The organism is Mycoplana azooxidifex, from assembly GCF_014196765.1.
GTDB lineage: Bacteria > Pseudomonadota > Alphaproteobacteria > Rhizobiales > Rhizobiaceae > Mycoplana > Mycoplana azooxidifex.
Genome location: NZ_JACIEE010000006.1, coordinates 125,771 through 142,348, shown reverse-complemented (window position 1 = coordinate 142,348; position 16,578 = coordinate 125,771). Strand labels below are relative to the sequence as shown.

Sequence of the window (16,578 nt, the reverse complement as noted above, 5' to 3'; positions counted from 1 at the left end):
GAAGCGACATGCACATCACCCAGGGAGCATTCTCGTTCCTGCCACCACTGACGGACGATCAGATCGCCAGGCAGGTGCAGTACTGCATCGACAAGGGCTGGGCCGTGAGTCTCGAATTCACGGACGATCCTCATCCCCGCAATACCTACTGGGACATGTGGGGCCATCCGATGTTCGACAATCCCGACGCAGCCGCGTTGATGATGGAACTGAAGGGGTGCCGCAAGGTCTATGGCGACCGGTATATCCGCCTCGTCGCCTTCGACAGCAGCCACGGGTGGGAGTCCGTCCGCCTCTCCTTCATCGTCAACCGACCCGCGGCAGAGCCGGGCTTCCGGTTGGAACGGCAGGAGGCGGCCGGCAGGGAGATCCGCTACACCACGCGCTCCTATGCGGCGGACAGGCCGTCGGGGGAGCGTTATGGCTGAGGCGGAACCCATCAGGCCGCAGGTCGATGACGAGAGGCTCTCCGCCATCGACCTCAAGGCAGGGTATGCCTTGTCCGGTGTCAAGGATGTGCTGGACGAGCTCGACCGTACGCTCATCGGTCTCAAACCGGTCAAGCAGCGGATCAAGGAGACTGCGGCATTGTTGCTGGTCGAGCGCGCGCGCAAGCGTCTCGGCCTCGCCCATGAAACGCCGACGCTGCACATGTGCTTCAGCGGCAATCCGGGAACGGGAAAGACGACCGTCGCCTTGCGCATGGCCGATCTGCTCCACCGCCTCGGTTATATCCGCAAGGGGCATCTGGTCTCGGTGACGCGCGACGACCTGGTGGGGCAATATATCGGCCATACCGCCCCGAAGACGAAGGAGATCCTGAAGAAGGCGATGGGTGGCGTCCTTTTCATCGACGAGGCCTACTATCTCCACAGGCAGGAAAACGAGCGCGACTACGGTCAGGAAGCCATCGAAATCCTCCTGCAGGTCATGGAGAATCAACGCGATGACTTCGTCGTCATCCTGGCGGGCTACGCCGACCGGATGGAGCGGTTCTTCGAGAGCAATCCGGGATTTCGTTCCCGCATCGCCCACCATATCGACTTTCCGGATTATGCCGACGACGAGTTGCTCGCGATCTCAGAGGTGATGCTCGAAAAGCAGAACTACGGATTCGATGACGAAGGACGGGCTGCCATGGAGCAATATATCGCGCTTCGCCGCCGCCAGCCGCATTTCGCCAATGCGCGTTCCATCCGCAACGCGCTCGACCGTGCGCGCCTGCGCCAGGCAAACCGGCTGTTCGAGACGTCCAACGGGCCGATCGATGCCGATACGCTGTCGACCATCGTCGCCGCCGACATCAGGGCCAGCCGCATTTTCAGCAACGAAGCGAGCCAAGTGGAGAGCGCATCATGAGCAGAAGAACGATCATCGCGCCCTCCATCTTGTCGGCGGATTTTTCGCGGCTGGGCGAGGAGGTCGAAAACGTCGTCAAGGCGGGTGCCGACTGGATCCACCTCGATGTCATGGACGGTCATTTCGTGCCCAACATCACGTTCGGACCGGCGGTCGTGAAATCCATCCGCCACCGGACGGATGCCGTCTTCGACTGCCATCTGATGATTGCGCCCGCCGATCCCTATATCGCCGCCTTCGCGGATGCGGGCTGCGATGTCATCACGGTCCATGCGGAAGCCGGACCGCATCTCGACCGAACACTCCAGGCGATCCGCGGCCTCGGCAAGAAGGCGGGTGTTTCGCTCAATCCGTCCACGCCTGAAAGCGTCATCGAATACGTGCTCGACCGCCTGGATCTCGTCCTGCTGATGACCGTCAATCCCGGCTTCGGCGGGCAGGCCTTCATTCCGGCGGTCGTGGAGAAGGTGCGCCGCGTGGCCGCGATGATCGGCGACCGGCCGATCCACATCGAGATCGACGGCGGCGTCACGCCCGAAACCGCACCCTTGGTTTCGGCTGCCGGCGCGGACGTGCTGGTGGCCGGCTCCGCCGTCTTCAAGGGAAATGACGCATCGGCCTATGCCGGCAATATCGAAGCGATCCGACGGCAGGCGGACAAGGCGCTGACACGTCAGGCGGCATGAACTCGACCATGAAACCAGACGGATGATGGGGCCGCCGGGCAACCGGCAGCCCCATATCTCATTGCTTTGTCGAGAACTGCTCGAGATAGGCCAGGAGATTGCTGATATCGCCTTCATCCTTCAGGCCGGCAAAAGCCATCTTGGTGCCTTTCACCTTCGCCTTCGGGTTGTGGAGGTAATCGCGCAACGATGCCTCGTCCCAATGGAGGCCGGTTTCGCCTGCTTCGATCATCGCCTTGGAATATTTGAATCCGGCATGGGTACCGGCAACCCTGCCGATCACGTCTTTGAGAGACGGACCGATCTTGTTCTTATCCGTCTCGGCGTCGTGACAGGCCTTGCACTTGTTGAACACCGTTGCTCCTGCGGTGGCATCGCCCTCCTGAGCATTGACCCCGCAGGCAGAAAAGATCGCAACTGATACGCCGATCAGAAGGACACGACATTTCATAGTATTTCCTCATCTCGCCAAGGGTGCCCTTTGACGAAGGCAGGTGCCACTTTTCCTCCACTGGCGCCGGCCATTTCGAATCGCCCGACCTTCCGCAACACGGCATCAGGACTTGCGATCTGTCGAAAAAGTACCTGCCGGGGAATGCAAGTCAACCCTTGAACGCCATCCGGCCCGTCATTGGCGCACAGATCGGAAGTTGCGATTGACGGGCGGACGCGATGCTCCTAACCTCGCGACAATCTCTTCCCGGCACCGGAAGAGGCTGCGATTGACTGGCGGTTGCATGTGCAGCGGCCTGAGGCAGGAGAAACGGCTGCGGCAGGCCCGCTAGTCAAAAAGGTGCAAATATGCCGTTTATCGAGCTCGTTCTGACCATTTGTCTTGCTGACAAGCTCTCGAGTTGCCGCGAGGAGCATCTTCATTTCGAAGACAGCGGAGGCCCGGTGACCTGCATGCTCCAGGCGCCGCCGCGGATTGCGAAATGGTCTGCGGAGCACCCGAAATTACGCGTCCTCAAATGGCGATGTGAATACGCGCCGGAGGGGCGCGACATCTGAAATCGACATCTCAAATCGAATTGCATGGGAGGAATTTGTGGGAGGCAGGATCAGCCGATCATTTCGGGTCGCATTGCTTTTGGTGGCGGCGTTTTTCACGCAGGCGGCGGGGCAGGCCGCTGCCGCCGAGGTCGTGCGCGTCGGCGTTCTCAAGTTCGGCACCGTGAGTTGGGAGCTCGACACGATCAAACGGCACAAGCTCGATGAAAAGCACGGGATCATGGTGGATGTGCAAGCATTCGCCGGCGAGGACGCAACGAATGTTGCCCTGATGGCCGGATCGGTCGATGTGATCGTTTCGGACTGGCTGTGGGTGTCACGGCAGCGCGCAACGGGTCTGGACCTGACGTTCGTGCCTTATTCGACTGCGGTCGGGGCCATCATGGTCCCACCCGATTCTCCGATCGAGAGCCTTGGCGATTTGGCCGGCAAGACGCTCGGCGTCGCCGGCGGTCCCCTGGACAAGAACTGGCTTCTGATCCAGGCGATGGCGAAGAAAGAACATTCTATCGACCTGGCGACAGTCAGCACGATTGCCTATGGCGCACCGCCATTGCTGGCGGAGAAGGTGCAGCAGGGCGAGCTCGATGCGGTTCTCAATTTCTGGAACTATTGTGCCCGGTTGGAGGCGAAGGGTTTCCGCCGCCTGATCAGTGGCCAGGAGGCCGCCGCTGCCCTCGGGGCCTCGGGGCCGATCATTGCCCTCGGATATATCTTCCACGATACATGGGCAAAGGATCACCCGGCTGCAATCGAGGGCTTCGTCAAGGCGAGCGCCGATGCGAAAGCGCTTCTCGAAAGCTCCGACGAGGAGTGGGAACTGCTCGCCCCGATGATCCCCGGCGAAGCGGCCGAACGGACGGTCATGCGCGACCGCTACCGGGAAGGCATTCCCAAGCGCTCCCGGGATGATGCCGAAAGAGACGCAGCGGCGCTTTTTTCGGTCCTTGCGGGCATCGGCGGCGAAGAGCTTGTCGGCCCGTCGAAGGAACTGGCTCCGGGAACGTTCTGGAGGATGCAATAGGTGGGTTCGCTCTCTCTCGGCACGTCGTCACAGGGGCGAACGGAGAAGGCCGTGCCGGGACGCAATTGGGGACCGTTGCTGACGATCGCAGCCTCGATCGTCGTCCTGGCCGTCGCCTGGCAACTGGCGGCTGCCCTGTGGCCCAGCCGTGCCTTCCCGCCGCCACTCGACGTCCTGCGCGTCATGGTCCGGGAGACGGCGAAGGGAGAGATCCCCTATCATCTGGGAATAACCCTTTGCCGCGTGGCCGCCTCTTTCCTGCTCGCCATCGTGATCGGTTCGGCGATCGGCATCTTTCTCGGAAGCCATCCGCGGGCGGACCGGTTTCTCGATCCGTGGGTCATTCTCTCCCTGAATGTCCCCGCACTGGTCGTCATCGTTCTCGCCTATATCTGGTTCGGGCTGAACGAGGTCGCCGCCATCGGCGCCGTGGCGTTCAACAAGATCCCCAACGTCATCGTCACGATGAGGGAAGGGACCCGCGCGCTCGACCTGCGCTATACGGACATGGCAAGGGTCTACAAGTTCGGGCCTTTTGCGCGCCTGCGCCACGTCGTGCTGCCGCAATTGCAGCCCTATCTGGCCGCTGCCTCCCGCTCCGGCATTTCGCTGATCTGGAAGATCGTGCTCGTCGTCGAACTGCTCGGCCGGTCGAACGGTGTGGGCTTCCAGATCAATCTCTATTTTCAGCTTTTCGACGTTGCCTCCATCCTGGCCTACACGCTGGCTTTCGTCTGCGTGATGCTACTGATCGAAATCCTTCTGGTGCAGCCCCTTGAACACGCTTCGACCCGTTGGCGCAGACGCGCGACTTGAAATCGAAATCCGCCGCAAATCCTTCGAGGCGTCCAGGGGCGGGAGCATCGATGTCCTGCACGATCTCGACTTTGCGGTCGAGCAGAACGAATTCGCCTGCCTGGTCGGCCCCTCCGGTTGCGGCAAGACCACGACTTTGCGGCTGCTCCTCGGCCTGGACCATGATTTTGAAGGACGCATCAAGCTGCCGGGGGCAGGGGAGCCGCGCATCGGCATGGTCTTTCAGGAGCCGATCCTCCTGCCCTGGCGGACTGTCGAGGAAAACGTGCGCCTCGCCTTACCGAAGGCCCTGCAGGGCAAGAACCTCGATCACCTGTTCGATGCGCTCGGACTGGGAAAATTGCGCGCCTTCTATCCGGGGGAACTTTCGCTGGGGCTTGCGCGTCGCGCCGCCCTTGCCCGGGCGCTTGCGATCGAGCCCGATCTCCTGGTTCTCGACGAGCCCTTCGTCTCTCTCGACGAGGCGACTGCGCAGCAGCTTCGTCATCTCCTGCTTCAAATCTGGTCGGAGCATCCGACGACGGTCCTGATGGTGACGCATAACGTGCAGGAGGCGATCATGCTGGCCGATCGAATCTTCGTCCTGTCGCCGCGTCCCTCCCATGTCGTCGGATCGTTCCTGATTCGGGTTCCCCGGCAATCCAGGAACCCGCAGGTGCGCAGCGACATCCTGCGCTCCTTCCACGAAAGATTTCCGACCCAGCTTTAGGGCCGGTGGCCGCCCTTCTCAGAAGCAGCGTATGTCGGCTTCGGCCTGGGCTCTCTTCAGGTCCGCTATCGCGGCCTTGGCAGGGGCGCTTTCGCGAAACAGCGCGCCGTTTTCGCCGGCGACCAGTCCCATTTGCCGGAAGGTGGCGGCTGCCTCGTAGCGCTCGTAGGGGATGATTGATTCGATGACGTCGATCGAGCAGGAGCAACGATCGAGATTGGTCCTGTTCTCGCCATTGGCCTTCATGCAGGCATAGACGTACTCGGCCACCGCATTGGTGGGATAGCTCATCGCTGCAACCGCCGGGAGAGCAGAACCTGCCGCCGCCATTGCGAACACGGCGATAAAAAACGTCGCTGACCTAACCATGGCATATCCTTTCCCGATAACGCGGACCCCGGCAGGGAGCGCGAATACTGACGCAAGTATAAGTTCAGATTCGCATCGATATCCAGTAATATAGGACGGTTTTCCGGGCATATGTTGCTGCACCGCAATATGAGCATGACGCGGTGCAGCGAGTATTGATGAGAAACGCGCTTGCGGAAAGCGAATACATCTCTTATGGTTGCGTTGTTTCCGGCTTCAAGGACGTTACCGTCAAGGGAGTGGTGACAGTCTTCGTAGGCCAAGTGGGTGGGCGGTAACGGTGCCCTCCGCACGCCTGGCTTAGGTCGTGACACGCTGCCGGAAATACTTCCCACATGCTGAACTGGTGACGCGGGCTCCTGTTTTGGAACAGGCGCTGCCGCAAAAAGTCACCTGTCGAATTTCGGGAGGACTAAATGCGTGTACGATCAGACTTCATAAAATCGGCGTTGGTGACGGCTGCGGTCACTTTGTCATTGGCGGGAGGAGCATTTGCCAATGACGAAGTCCAAAAGCTGATCTCTGATTCCAAGAACTGGGCGATTCCGACGGGTGATTATGCGAACACCCGCTTTTCGAAATTGAACCAGATCACCAAGGACAATGTGAAGGACCTTCAGGTCAAGTGGACGTTCTCGACCGGCGTGTTGCGCGGCCATGAAGGCGGACCCCTGGTGATCGGCGACGTCATGTACGTCCATGCGCCGTTCCCCAACACGGTCTATGCCCTCGATCTCAACAATGACGGCAAGATTCTCTGGAAATACGAGCCCAAGCAGGATCCGAACGTCATCCCGATCATGTGTTGCGACACGGTCAACCGTGGCGTCGCCTATGGTGATGGCAAGATCATCCTCAACCAGGCCGACACGACGGTAACCGCTCTCGACGCCAAGACCGGCAAGGTCGTCTGGCAGGCGAAGAACGGCGAGAATACGTCCGGCGGCCAGGGGGAAAGCGGCACGGCCGCTCCGATGGTCTTCAAGGACAAGGTGCTGATCGGCATCTCGGGTGGCGAGTTCGGTGTCCGCGGCCATGTCACCGCGTATAACCTGAAAGACGGTACGGTCGCCTGGAAGGCCTTTTCAACAGGTCCCGACTCGGAGACCCTGATGGATGGCGAGAAGACGACCCAGCTCGGCAAGCCGGTTGGCAAGGATTCCGGCGTCAGCAGCTGGGAAGGGGAGCAGTGGAAGCAGGGCGGCGGAACGACCTGGGGCTGGTATGCCTTCGATCCGGCACTCAACCTGGTCTACTACGGAACCGGCAACCCCTCGACCTGGAACCCTGTCCAGCGCCCCGGCGACAACAAGTGGTCGATGACCATCTTCGCCCGTGACGCCGACACCGGCCAGGCGAAATGGGTCTACCAGATGACCCCGCATGACGAATGGGACTTCGACGGCGTCAACGAAATGATCCTTGTCGACGACATGCAGATCAACGGTTCGCCCCGCAATGTCCTGGTTCATTTCGACCGCAACGGCTTCGCCTATACGCTGGATCGTGGAACGGGCGAACTACTCGTCGCCAAGAAGTTCGATCCGACGGTCAACTGGGCGACCGAGGTCGTAATGGATCCGAACAGCGAGCAGTATGGTCGCCCGCAGGTCGTGGCTCAGTATTCGACCCAGCAGAACGGCGAGGACACCAACACCACGGGCGTATGCCCGGCGGCGCTTGGTACCAAGGACCAGCAACCGGCCTCGTATTCGCCGAAGACCGGGCTGTTCTACGTGCCGACCAACCATGTCTGCATGGACTATGAACCCTATCGGGTAAGCTACACCGCCGGCCAGCCCTATGTGGGTGCGGCTGTGTCGATGTATCCGACACCCAACAGCCATGGCGGCATGGGCAACTTCATTGCCTGGGATGCCGCCAAGGGTGAGATCGTCTGGTCCAAGCCCGAGCAGTTCTCGGTATGGTCGGGCGCGCTGTCTACCGATGGCGACGTCGTCTTCTACGGCACGCTGGAAGGCTACATTAAGGCTGTCGATCACGACGGTAAGGAACTCTACAAGTTCAAGACCCCGTCCGGCATCATCGGCAACATCAACACCTTCGAGCACAAGGGCAAGCAGTACATCGCCGTGCTGTCGGGTGTTGGCGGCTGGGCAGGCATCGGCCTTGCAGGCGGCCTGCTCCAGGCGGAAGGTGCTGCTGCCTGGCAAACTGCGGTTGCCGGCCAGAACGCTCCTACCGATGAGGCGCAGTCGATCTCCACAGCTGGTCTCGGCGCGGTCGGTGGCTATGCCGCCCTTGCCGACTACACCACGCTGGGCGGTCAGCTGACCGTCTTCGGCCTCCCGGATTGATGAACGGGAGCCATAGGCGCGCCGTCCTTTCGTAAGGAGGCGGCCAGCAGAGAAACGGGAGCCCGGATCACCATGAATTCCGGGCCGGGCTCTCGATTTCGCCGCGTATTCCACAACCCAACTGTCAACGCCGCATTGCGACAGCCAAGCTGTGTCCGTGGCGAAATGAAAGAGGTAGGAATGTCTTTCCGCAAAGCAGTTTCAGTGATCTTTATGGCTCTTCTTGTTAGTTCCAGCATCGCTTCTGCAACAGACGACAAACAGAAGGCCGCTGCCGCCACCGACGAGGACGGCAAGTATTTCGACGCCGAAGGAACCCCGACATACAAACTCGAGGCCGACGGGACCGTGGATTGGTACACGTTCAGCGGCTATCGCCGTTATCATTCCGACTGTCACACCTGCCATGGCCCGGATGGAATGGGCTCCACCTATGCTCCGGCGCTCGTCGATTCGTTGAAGACGATGGATTACGGCACGTTCCTCTCGATCGTTGCCGAAGGGCGCAAGAATGTGGGTGGTGGCAAGGAAAACGTCATGCCCGCCTTCGGCGAGAACAAGAACGTCTATTGTTACCTGGACGATATCTACGTCTATCTGCGGGCGCGTGCGGTCGATGGCATCCCGCGTGGCAGGCCGCCCAAGAAAGCGGACAAGCCGCAGGGTGCCAAGGATCAAGAAGCCTCGTGCATGGGGAGCTGAGCAGATGTCGACACGCAGATCCTGCGGTCTTTATATAGTCTCGCTGATCGCGGCGATTGCCGCGGTCCCGACCGCAGTACTCCCGCAGACCGCCGGGCTCGGCGCAGCGGGCGAACTGGTTGATCCGGACGTGCTGCGCGTTTGCGCCGATCCGTCCAACATGCCGTTCACGGATGAGAGCGGGGAGGGCTTCGAAAACAAGCTGGCGGAACTCGTGGCGGCGAAGACCGGCCGCAAATCAGTCGCCTACACCTGGTATCCGATGGCAACCGGCTTCGTCCGCAACACGCTGAGGGCGAACCGCTGCGATATCATCATCGGCTACGCCCAGGGCGATGAACTCGTCCAGAACACCAACGCCTACTATCGCTCGACCTACGTCATGGTGTTCAAGAAGGGCAAGGGCCTGGATGGTGTGGAAACCATCGAGGATCCCAAGCTGGCGGGCAAGAAAGTCGGTGTCGTCGCGGGAACGCCCCCGAGTGCCAATCTGGCCAAGGCCAACCTGATGCGGACCGCGAAGACCTATCCTCTCATGGTGGATACGCGCACGATGCCGTCCATGGCCGAGGTGATGCTGAAGGATCTTCAGAACGACGTCATCGACGTCGCCCTGCTCTGGGGACCGATGGCCGGTTACTACGTCAAGGAGATCAATCCGGATTTCGTCGTGGTGCCGCTTCTCAAGGAGACAGGCAGCCAGATGGCCTATCGCATCACCATGGGGGTGCGTCCGTCCGACCAGGAATGGAAGCGCACGCTGAACACCCTGATCAGGGAGAACCAGTCGGAGATAGACCGGATCCTCCAGCAATATCAGGTGCCTCTGGTCGATGAAGCGGGCAACGAGATCAAGGGATAGCGGTTCTTCCGGCATGCACAGAGTGTGAGCCGGGTGCCGTTGAACCAGATGTGAGTGAGGGTGATCGCATCAGGGTGTAAGCTGTTTCGTGGCGGTCTTCGGATCGCTTCGGCGCGGCAGATGCGACCGCCCCCGAATTCGAGAGCTTGCGCCGAAAGGTGCACGATGCCGGGAGGAGATCAAATCCTTGATCTCGGGCAAAGAGCAAAGAGGAGAAACCCATGAAGAAAAGCTGGAAGAAGCCGACGATGTGCACGGTTTCCGTTGGAATGGAAATGTCGCGTTACCATTCCGCCGAACTCAAGGCCAAGAAATAGGCGCATCTACCGCTCCATGCGACGTACACGCATGGAGCGGCTGCGGTCGGAAGGAAGCATCGTCACATGCGGCTGAAGGTCCTCGGCTCCGCGGCAGGAGGGGGATTCCCCCAATGGAACTGCAATTATCGGCTGAGCCGCGACGTTCGCAATGGCGTGCAGGGCTTTCGGGCGCGGACACAGTCGAGCCTCGGCGTATCCGCCGACGGCAGGGACTGGATTGTCTTCAACGCATCCCCGGACATTCGTGAGCAGATAGCGGCGACCCGGGAACTGCAGCCGAGGGAAGACGGCCCCCTGCGCGCTTCGCCGATCCAGGCCGTCATCCTGACGAATGCGGATGTCGATCATATCGCCGGGCTCCTGAGCCTGCGTGAACGGCATCGTTTCGTCGTCTATGCGACCGCCCGGGTGCTTCGCGTGCTTGCCGAAAACAGCATCTTCAATGTCCTGGACAGCGAACTGGTCGAGCGCCGGGAGCTTTCGCTGAACATTCCGACGCCGATCACAGATTGGCAGGGCAGGCCGACGTCCATCGTGGTCGAGGCATTCCCGGTTCCCGGCAAGGTGGCCCTGTTTCTGGAGGACGCCGGCAAGGCGGAGGAGGGGTTCGGCACGCAGGAAGGCGACACGGTGGGTGTTCGCATCCGGCAGGAGGGCCACGATGGCGCGGTGTTGTACGTTCCCGGCTGCGCTGCCGTCGACGCCGATCTGAAGGAAAGAATTTCTGCTGCGGCATGTCTGCTTTTCGACGGCACGGTCTATACCGACGACGAGATGCAGAGCGCAGGCGTCGGCACCAAGACCGGCCGCCGCATGGGCCACCTGCACATCGGCGGTCCTGGCGGCTCTATGGACCTGCTGGCGGATGTCGCACCGAAGCGCCGCATCTATGTCCATATCAACAACACCAATCCGATCCTCGATGAGAATTCGCCCGAAGCGGCCGCCGTGCGGGCAGGGGGCTGGGAGATCGGCTATGACGGGATGGAGATCGGCCCATGAGCGATTTTGCAGACGCGGCACGAAACGGTTTGACGCCTGCCGCGCTCGAAGAGGTGCTGCGCCAGATCGGGGCCGAGCGATACCACAACCGGCATCCCTATCATCACCGGATGACGGCGGGCACCCTGACCAGGGCCGAGCTTCAGGCCTGGGCGCTCAACCGATACTGTTATCAGGCGATGATCCCGCGCAAGGATGCAACGATCATCGCCCGGGCGGAAGACCCGGAGTTCCGCGTCGAATGGCGCCGCAGGATCGAGGACCATGATGGGCAGACCGGCTGGGACGGTGGCATCGCCCGCTGGATCAAGCTGGCGACCGGGCTCGGGCTCGACGAGGAGATGGTCAAGAGCGAACGGTTTGCTCTGCCGGCGACCCGCTTCGCCGTCGGGGCCTATCTGTCCTTCTGCGCCAGCCGCAGCCTGCTGGAAGCCGTCGCCTCGTCGCTGACGGAGCTGTTTTCACCGGTGATCATCGGCGAACGCGTTCCGGCCATGCTGGCGAAGTACAGCTACGTGACCGAAGATACGCTCGCCTACTTCATGCCGCGGTTGACGCAGGCCCCGCGGGATTCCGACTTCGCCCTTGCCTATGTCCGCAAGCACGCGACCGACCCGGAAAGGCAGCAGGCCGTCATCGATGCCCTCCTGTTCAAATGCGATATTCTGTGGGCCATGCTGGACGCCCTGGACCACGCCTATGGCGAGGGCGGCAATATCCCGCCCGGTGCCTTCGTGCCGGAGGCGCGATGATGGAGAGCCACCGCCAGCGCGCGATCGTATCGGACCAGTCGCGACCGCTGCTGAAGCGCTACGCGCGGCTTCAATATGATCCGGTGCGCAGCGCCTGGGCATTGCTGTCGCCGGAGAAGGTGTTCTGGCCGGATGAGGTCAGCCTTGATATATTGAAGCTGTGCGATGGCCGGCATACGGTCCTGCAGATCGTCGCCGAGCTTGCCGGCCAGTACGATGCGGCTGGCGAAGACATCGCACCCGATGTCGAAGAGTTCCTGCAGGAATGGTCCGACAGATTTCTGGTGACGCTATGAGTGATACGCTCCTGCCGCCGATCGGCATGTTGGCCGAACTGACGCATCGCTGTCCCCTGCAATGCGTCTATTGCTCCAATCCGCTCGAACTGCTGAAGGCCGACAAGGAGCTTTCGACGGACGCCTGGCTCGCGCTTTTCGAGGAAGCGGCGGATCTCGGCGTCCTGCAGATCCATCTGTCCGGGGGCGAGCCGACCCTCAGGCCGGATCTCGAGCAGTTCGTCAGCTGTCTGTCACGCCGCGGCGTCTACACCAATCTCATCACCGCCGGCGTAGGCATCGCCGAAGGTCGATTGGAGCGGCTCCGGGATGCCGGCCTCGATCACCTGCAGCTCAGCATTCAGGGCGCCCATGCGCCGACCACGGAAAAGATCGGCAACCACCGTGGCGCGCAGGAAAAGAAGCTCGAGGTCGCGAGAAAGGTCGTGGAACTCGGCCTGCCGCTGACGATCAATGCGCCGATCCATCGCCACAACATCGAGGAAGTCCCCGCTTTCATCGACCTCGCGCTCTCCCTCGGCGCGCAGCGTTTGGAGATCGCCAACGTGCAATATGCCGGCTGGGCCCTTCTCAACCGCAATGCCCTCATGCCTGACCGGGAGGCCGTGGAGCGCCAGGTCGAGATCGTCGAGGAGGCGCAGTGGCGGCTGCAGGGCATTCTGGCGATCGACTTCGTCGCGCCCGACTATTTCGCCATCTATCCGAAGCCCTGCATGGGCGGCTGGGCACGCGACGCCTTCATGGTTGCCCCGGACGGCAAGGTCCTTCCCTGCCATGCGGCAGGAACCATTCCGACCCTGCATTTCGAGCGCTTTGGAGAGGCGAGCCTGACGGACATCTGGGCGCACTCCGAGGCCTTCAATGCCTTCCGCGGCGACGACTGGATGCTGGAACCCTGCAGAAGCTGTGATCGCAAGGAGATCGACTGGGGCGGATGCCGATGCCAGGCCATGGCGATCGCCGGGAACGCGGCCGCGACAGACCCTGCCTGCATCAAGTCTCCGCTCCATAGCCGCATGGCGTCGCTGATCGGAGAGGCCAACGCCATTCCCTCGTCCAATGCCGAAGACTTCCGCTACCGCCGCATCGGAAGGGCGTAGCCGCGGCGCGCGCAATCAAACCTCGGACCGTCTTGTTGTTCAGGGGGCTTGAAACGACTAGAGCGCGCTGTTGGCGCGCTCTAGCGAAAATCTGGCTCCCCGGGCCGGATTCGAACCGGCGACCTGTCGATTAACAGTCGAATGCTCTACCGCTGAGCTACCAGGGATCATCCGCTCGCTGCGGAGTGAGCGCGTAATACAAACGCTGAACCGATTTGCCAAGCGCTTTTTTGCAAAAAGACGCATCTTCCTTGATTGATTGCGGGAGAGGAACCAGATGACAGGCTCGGGCATTGGATTTCCAGCCCTAAAGCAAGTCGCGCAAAAGCGTGCAGCGGCTTTGCGACGACGACATGCGCAAAATCAAGGATCTGAAGTGCGGGAGCGAATCTAAAAGATCGCGACGTGCTTTAAGCCCAGCCTCGAAGGATTGTGACGAGAAGCGATGAAAGCGAAAGAACCCACAGGAACCCGTTTCGGCATCGACCACGCCACCCATGAGATCGTCATCGGTTCCTTCCGCCTCAAGCTGCCGCAATCGAGGGCATGGCGCATGGCGGTCGGCATCCTGCTGATCTTCTTCGGCTGTCTCGGCTTCCTGCCGATCCTGGGTTTCTGGATGGTGCCGCTCGGCCTTCTCGTCCTGTCGCACGATTCCCCTTTCCTGCGTCGTCAGCGCCGCCGGCTTTCGGTCTGGTGGGCGAGCCGCAAGATGCGTCCGAAGCAGTAGCGCGCCGCTCCCCTCCTGTCGGCCGGTTGTAAAGCCTGCCCCAAGACACCCATCGCAGGGTAGTGGAACCATCCGTTTCCCGGTAGGGTTAGCGTTGGATGGAGGCATGTCGGGAGGAACACATGAGCGACAGGGCAATCGGCTACCTGATAGCCGCAGAGTTCTCAGCCCTCGTATGGATCGCGTTGGCGGTGGCGCTCGTTTCGCGCTGAACGCGTCGGCGCTCCAAGAGACGAGATTCGCACGGCTGCTTTCATGGCCGATCGCATCCGGCGGCAGAGGCAGATGGACGAAGGTTGAGCGGGATTCGCCGTGGCGGGCAGCGCGCAAAAGGCGCTGAACTCGACCTTGGGCTACCTGAGTTGATTGAGAGCGTGCTGGATTGCCAGCTAGGAAAAAGACCGAGTCTCCCTGACCTTCCAAATCGCCTGTTGCCAGTAACCCCGTGCTCAAATGGCAACGGGAAACGGATCGACCATCGCCGCTTCTGCAGCCAGGAGTGCGCTCCTCTTCGCCAAAGTTTCGCGGTAATCCTGCGCCTCAACGTCTCTGAAGAATGGGGCATCGGGGGCAAGCTTCTTAACCGCTGCTTCTACGTCGTCCAGCTTCGCGCGGAAGAATTCCTTGCGATAGTTCTGGGCGTTCACACGGACCGCTTCAAACTCGCTATGCAGCGCCCTTTCGAGCGCCGGTGCGTCGTCGCTATAGATGATGGCATGGGTATCGAAGATGAAGGGCACACTGGCGTCCCCCAATTCCCTCACACGGTCGGCCGGATCAAGTCGGCGGGTTAGGCCGATTTTCACAACGTCATCTCCAAAGGAACCAACATTCGAAATAATGTAGACGTATCCAGATCGGGTTCGCTCCGCCATCGCTTGGGCGCGCTCAACCCTTGCATGAGCTTCCGCCAAGTCACGTTCCAGGATCTCGATTTGCGTATTGAAAGCATCCAGTTTCGGTCCGATGGCACTTTCCGCTTCAGCTTTGGCCTTGTCGAGGAGGCGTTTATAGCGAGCCTCCTCTTCCTCTGCCCGTTCCATGTCGCGGATAAGCTTCTGTTCCTCCTTCGCGGCACGGGCCATCTCTGCCCGCTCTTCACGTTCTGCTTTGAGCTTTTCCCGGTACTCATGGGTAAGGAATAGCTCTTGGAATTTTAGCTTCACATAGTCGAGCTTTATGCTCACATGGTTTGATTCATTGAGGCTGTTGATTTGCGTGAAGGCGTTGGCGATACGCTTTTCCATCGCATTGGCGTTGTTCCACCGAGTGTTCGCGATGGCTGCCTCGCACTCGTTGTTAAAGGCCCTCAGCGTGAGCTTGATGTTGCGGTTGGTCATGACTTTGCCCTTCGCAAGGCTACCTTCGACATGCCATTGTGTAGGACACACAACCGCTGTCTTGTTTGAGATCATCGCCTTCTGTGCTGCGCGAACGACATCGATATTGCGCTTATATTCCTCGCTGTCGCCGTAGTCGAAGTGAGGTTCGTAAACCCCCATTTCGGCGAAGGCTAGCTTCTCATCGAAGACGGCTACCTCTTTCATAAGGCGGTCGTAGACAGATTTTTTCTCCGCATATGACCGCCTCAGTTCTTCGAGGTTGCCCTTCGATGCTTCGATCTCGGTATTGACCGACCGGCATTCATCTTCAAGGTCAGGAACAGGTTTAAAGCGCTCTTCAAGGCTGGAGATTTGTGCGGTGAGCGCCATTTTGTCGGCTTCCAAAGCACGGCCGAGCGCAATGGCGCGTTCGGCGGCCGTTCGGCTATTGGACAGTTTAGCTTGAGCCTCCGATGAGGCACGGTCGGCTTGCGATTTGCTGTCGATCAGATTGGCTTCGATGTCATGGAAAGCCTTCTCAAGCGCCAGTCGCTTGCGCTTTTCCTGGATGAGTTTGACGATGAAAAAAATGAGGATGAAAGGTAGCGCCAATATTATGAGCGCCACACTTAAGGCGATGTAAGGCGAAATCACGATGTCCCCCAAGTAGTTTATCGCAGGGTTGTATTTCGCTGCCCAAGAGTCAATCTGGTTGTGTGGAGGATTACAGCGCAACGTGCGGGAGGCCAGCCGGCGATACAAGGCCCGGCAGCTGCTGCGGCGTCAGGCGAGCATGTAGTGCGAGAGCCGACTGCGAAAGGGTATCAAGTATGAGACCCCTCGCACTATGCGCGAGGTGAGACGATGTAAGTTTGGAAGTGGGGTAGGAACCATATCCAAGCCAAGCGTGCGCGAGGTGAGGCTATTTTCCACGGTGGGAAGTATGCAGCCCCCATCGTCTCGCATATCGCGTGGATTTGCCGAGTGTGACGGAGAACTATTGAAAATCAAGGGAATTCAGTTGCAACATGGAGCGGCATATTTGCCGCCCATAGTCGCTTCTATCGTATTGATTTCATTACTGAAAGTAAGTGGAGGCCTCGCCCGGAATCGAACCGGGGTGCAAGGATTTGCAGTCCTCTGCGTAACCACTCCGCCACGAGGCCATCCGTCTGCTTAAAAGCGAGTGGTGCCGGGCGT

General features: G+C 60.3%; 17 protein-coding genes and 2 tRNA genes. 14 read left to right on the top strand and 5 right to left on the bottom strand.

The features are described from left to right. The first annotated feature begins 8 nt into the window (after positions 1–8). From GGQ64_RS15105 to rpe, 3 genes are read left to right on the top strand one after another with little or no spacing between them, the layout of a single operon-like run. Positions 9–428, top strand: coding sequence for a ribulose bisphosphate carboxylase small subunit (locus GGQ64_RS15105; protein WP_183805734.1), 420 nt, complete (start codon positions 9–11; stop codon positions 426–428). Continuing rightward, positions 421–1,359, top strand: a complete 939-nt coding sequence (cbbX, locus tag GGQ64_RS15100) for a CbbX protein (protein WP_183805731.1) — start codon at positions 421–423, stop codon at positions 1,357–1,359. Before GGQ64_RS15105 ends, cbbX begins: the two co-directional genes overlap by 8 nt. Then, positions 1,356–2,045 carry a ribulose-phosphate 3-epimerase gene (gene rpe, locus GGQ64_RS15095; protein ID WP_183805729.1) on the top strand — a complete coding sequence of 230 codons (690 nt, stop codon included), beginning with the start codon at positions 1,356–1,358 and terminating at the stop codon, positions 2,043–2,045. The genes cbbX and rpe overlap by 4 nt, the downstream gene beginning before the upstream one ends. A 58-nt stretch (positions 2,046–2,103) precedes the next feature. Here rpe and GGQ64_RS15090 read toward each other — a convergent pair whose 3' ends face one another. Next, entirely contained in the window at positions 2,104–2,496 is a 393-nt protein-coding gene (locus tag GGQ64_RS15090) for a c-type cytochrome (RefSeq protein ID WP_183805727.1), read from the bottom strand. Between the two features lie 477 nt (positions 2,497–2,973). On the opposite strand from GGQ64_RS15090, the gene GGQ64_RS15085 reads away from it, so the two are divergent. From GGQ64_RS15085 to GGQ64_RS15075, 3 genes are read left to right on the top strand one after another with little or no spacing between them, the layout of a single operon-like run. Continuing rightward, positions 2,974–4,080, top strand: a complete 1,107-nt coding sequence (locus GGQ64_RS15085; protein WP_343059487.1) for an ABC transporter substrate-binding protein — start codon at positions 2,974–2,976, stop codon at positions 4,078–4,080. A 51-nt stretch (positions 4,081–4,131) separates the two neighbouring features. Next, positions 4,132–4,896, top strand: coding sequence for an ABC transporter permease (locus GGQ64_RS15080; RefSeq protein ID WP_343059500.1), 765 nt, complete (start codon positions 4,132–4,134; stop codon positions 4,894–4,896). Continuing rightward, a complete protein-coding gene (locus GGQ64_RS15075) occupies positions 4,856–5,605 on the top strand; it encodes an ABC transporter ATP-binding protein (RefSeq protein WP_183805723.1) in 750 nt (249 codons plus the stop codon). The genes GGQ64_RS15080 and GGQ64_RS15075 overlap by 41 nt, the downstream gene beginning before the upstream one ends. Before the next feature lie 18 nt (positions 5,606–5,623). Here the strand turns inward: GGQ64_RS15075 and GGQ64_RS15070 are convergent, their stop codons facing one another. Further along, on the bottom strand, positions 5,624–5,896 hold the full coding sequence (locus GGQ64_RS15070; protein WP_343059486.1) for a hypothetical protein: 273 nt from the start codon (positions 5,894–5,896) through the stop codon (positions 5,624–5,626). A 494-nt stretch (positions 5,897–6,390) separates the two neighbouring features. Between GGQ64_RS15070 and GGQ64_RS15065 the strand changes: the two genes are divergently transcribed. The 7 genes from GGQ64_RS15065 to pqqE all read left to right on the top strand — a co-directional run bounded on the left by GGQ64_RS15065 (position 6,391) and on the right by pqqE (position 13,326). After that, positions 6,391–8,292 (top strand): methanol/ethanol family PQQ-dependent dehydrogenase, encoded by a 1,902-nt coding sequence (locus GGQ64_RS15065; protein WP_183805721.1) that lies wholly within the window; start codon positions 6,391–6,393, stop codon positions 8,290–8,292. Positions 8,293–8,505: 213 nt separating this feature from the next. Continuing rightward, entirely contained in the window at positions 8,506–8,994 is a 489-nt protein-coding gene (locus GGQ64_RS15060; RefSeq protein WP_425488516.1) for a c-type cytochrome, methanol metabolism-related, read from the top strand. Positions 8,995–8,998: 4 nt separating this feature from the next. Next, the gene (locus GGQ64_RS15055; RefSeq protein ID WP_183805717.1) at positions 8,999–9,856 is read left to right on the top strand and encodes a substrate-binding domain-containing protein; all 858 of its coding nucleotides are present in this window, start codon (positions 8,999–9,001) and stop codon (positions 9,854–9,856) included. A 383-nt stretch (positions 9,857–10,239) separates the two neighbouring features. Beyond that, complete coding sequence (pqqB, locus tag GGQ64_RS15050) at positions 10,240–11,178, top strand: pyrroloquinoline quinone biosynthesis protein PqqB (RefSeq protein WP_183805715.1); 939 nt, start codon at positions 10,240–10,242, stop codon at positions 11,176–11,178. Then, the gene (gene pqqC / locus GGQ64_RS15045; RefSeq protein WP_183805713.1) at positions 11,175–11,930 is read left to right on the top strand and encodes a pyrroloquinoline-quinone synthase PqqC; all 756 of its coding nucleotides are present in this window, start codon (positions 11,175–11,177) and stop codon (positions 11,928–11,930) included. Before pqqB ends, pqqC begins: the two co-directional genes overlap by 4 nt. Beyond that, positions 11,927–12,226: a pyrroloquinoline quinone biosynthesis peptide chaperone PqqD gene (pqqD, locus tag GGQ64_RS15040; RefSeq protein WP_343059485.1), complete on the top strand. Its 300-nt coding sequence runs from the start codon at positions 11,927–11,929 to the stop codon at positions 12,224–12,226. Before pqqC ends, pqqD begins: the two co-directional genes overlap by 4 nt. Next, the gene (gene pqqE, locus GGQ64_RS15035; protein WP_183805709.1) at positions 12,223–13,326 is read left to right on the top strand and encodes a pyrroloquinoline quinone biosynthesis protein PqqE; all 1,104 of its coding nucleotides are present in this window, start codon (positions 12,223–12,225) and stop codon (positions 13,324–13,326) included. Before pqqD ends, pqqE begins: the two co-directional genes overlap by 4 nt. Positions 13,327–13,418: 92 nt before the next feature. On the opposite strand, the gene GGQ64_RS15030 is transcribed toward pqqE, so the two are convergent. Further along, positions 13,419–13,493: transfer RNA gene (locus GGQ64_RS15030), tRNA-Asn, on the bottom strand. A gap of 278 nt (positions 13,494–13,771) precedes the next feature. Here GGQ64_RS15030 and GGQ64_RS15025 point away from each other — a divergent pair. After that, on the top strand, positions 13,772–14,056 hold the full coding sequence (locus tag GGQ64_RS15025; RefSeq protein ID WP_183805707.1) for a hypothetical protein: 285 nt from the start codon (positions 13,772–13,774) through the stop codon (positions 14,054–14,056). 449 nt (positions 14,057–14,505) lie between these two features. Here the strand turns inward: GGQ64_RS15025 and GGQ64_RS15020 are convergent, their stop codons facing one another. Together GGQ64_RS15020 and GGQ64_RS15015 are read right to left on the bottom strand one after the other, a co-directional pair. Further along, positions 14,506–16,044 (bottom strand): SNIPE associated domain-containing protein, encoded by a 1,539-nt coding sequence (locus GGQ64_RS15020; protein WP_246422685.1) that lies wholly within the window; start codon positions 16,042–16,044, stop codon positions 14,506–14,508. Between the two features lie 426 nt (positions 16,045–16,470). Beyond that, positions 16,471–16,544, bottom strand: a tRNA-Cys gene (locus tag GGQ64_RS15015). Positions 16,545–16,578 lie beyond the last annotated feature (34 nt).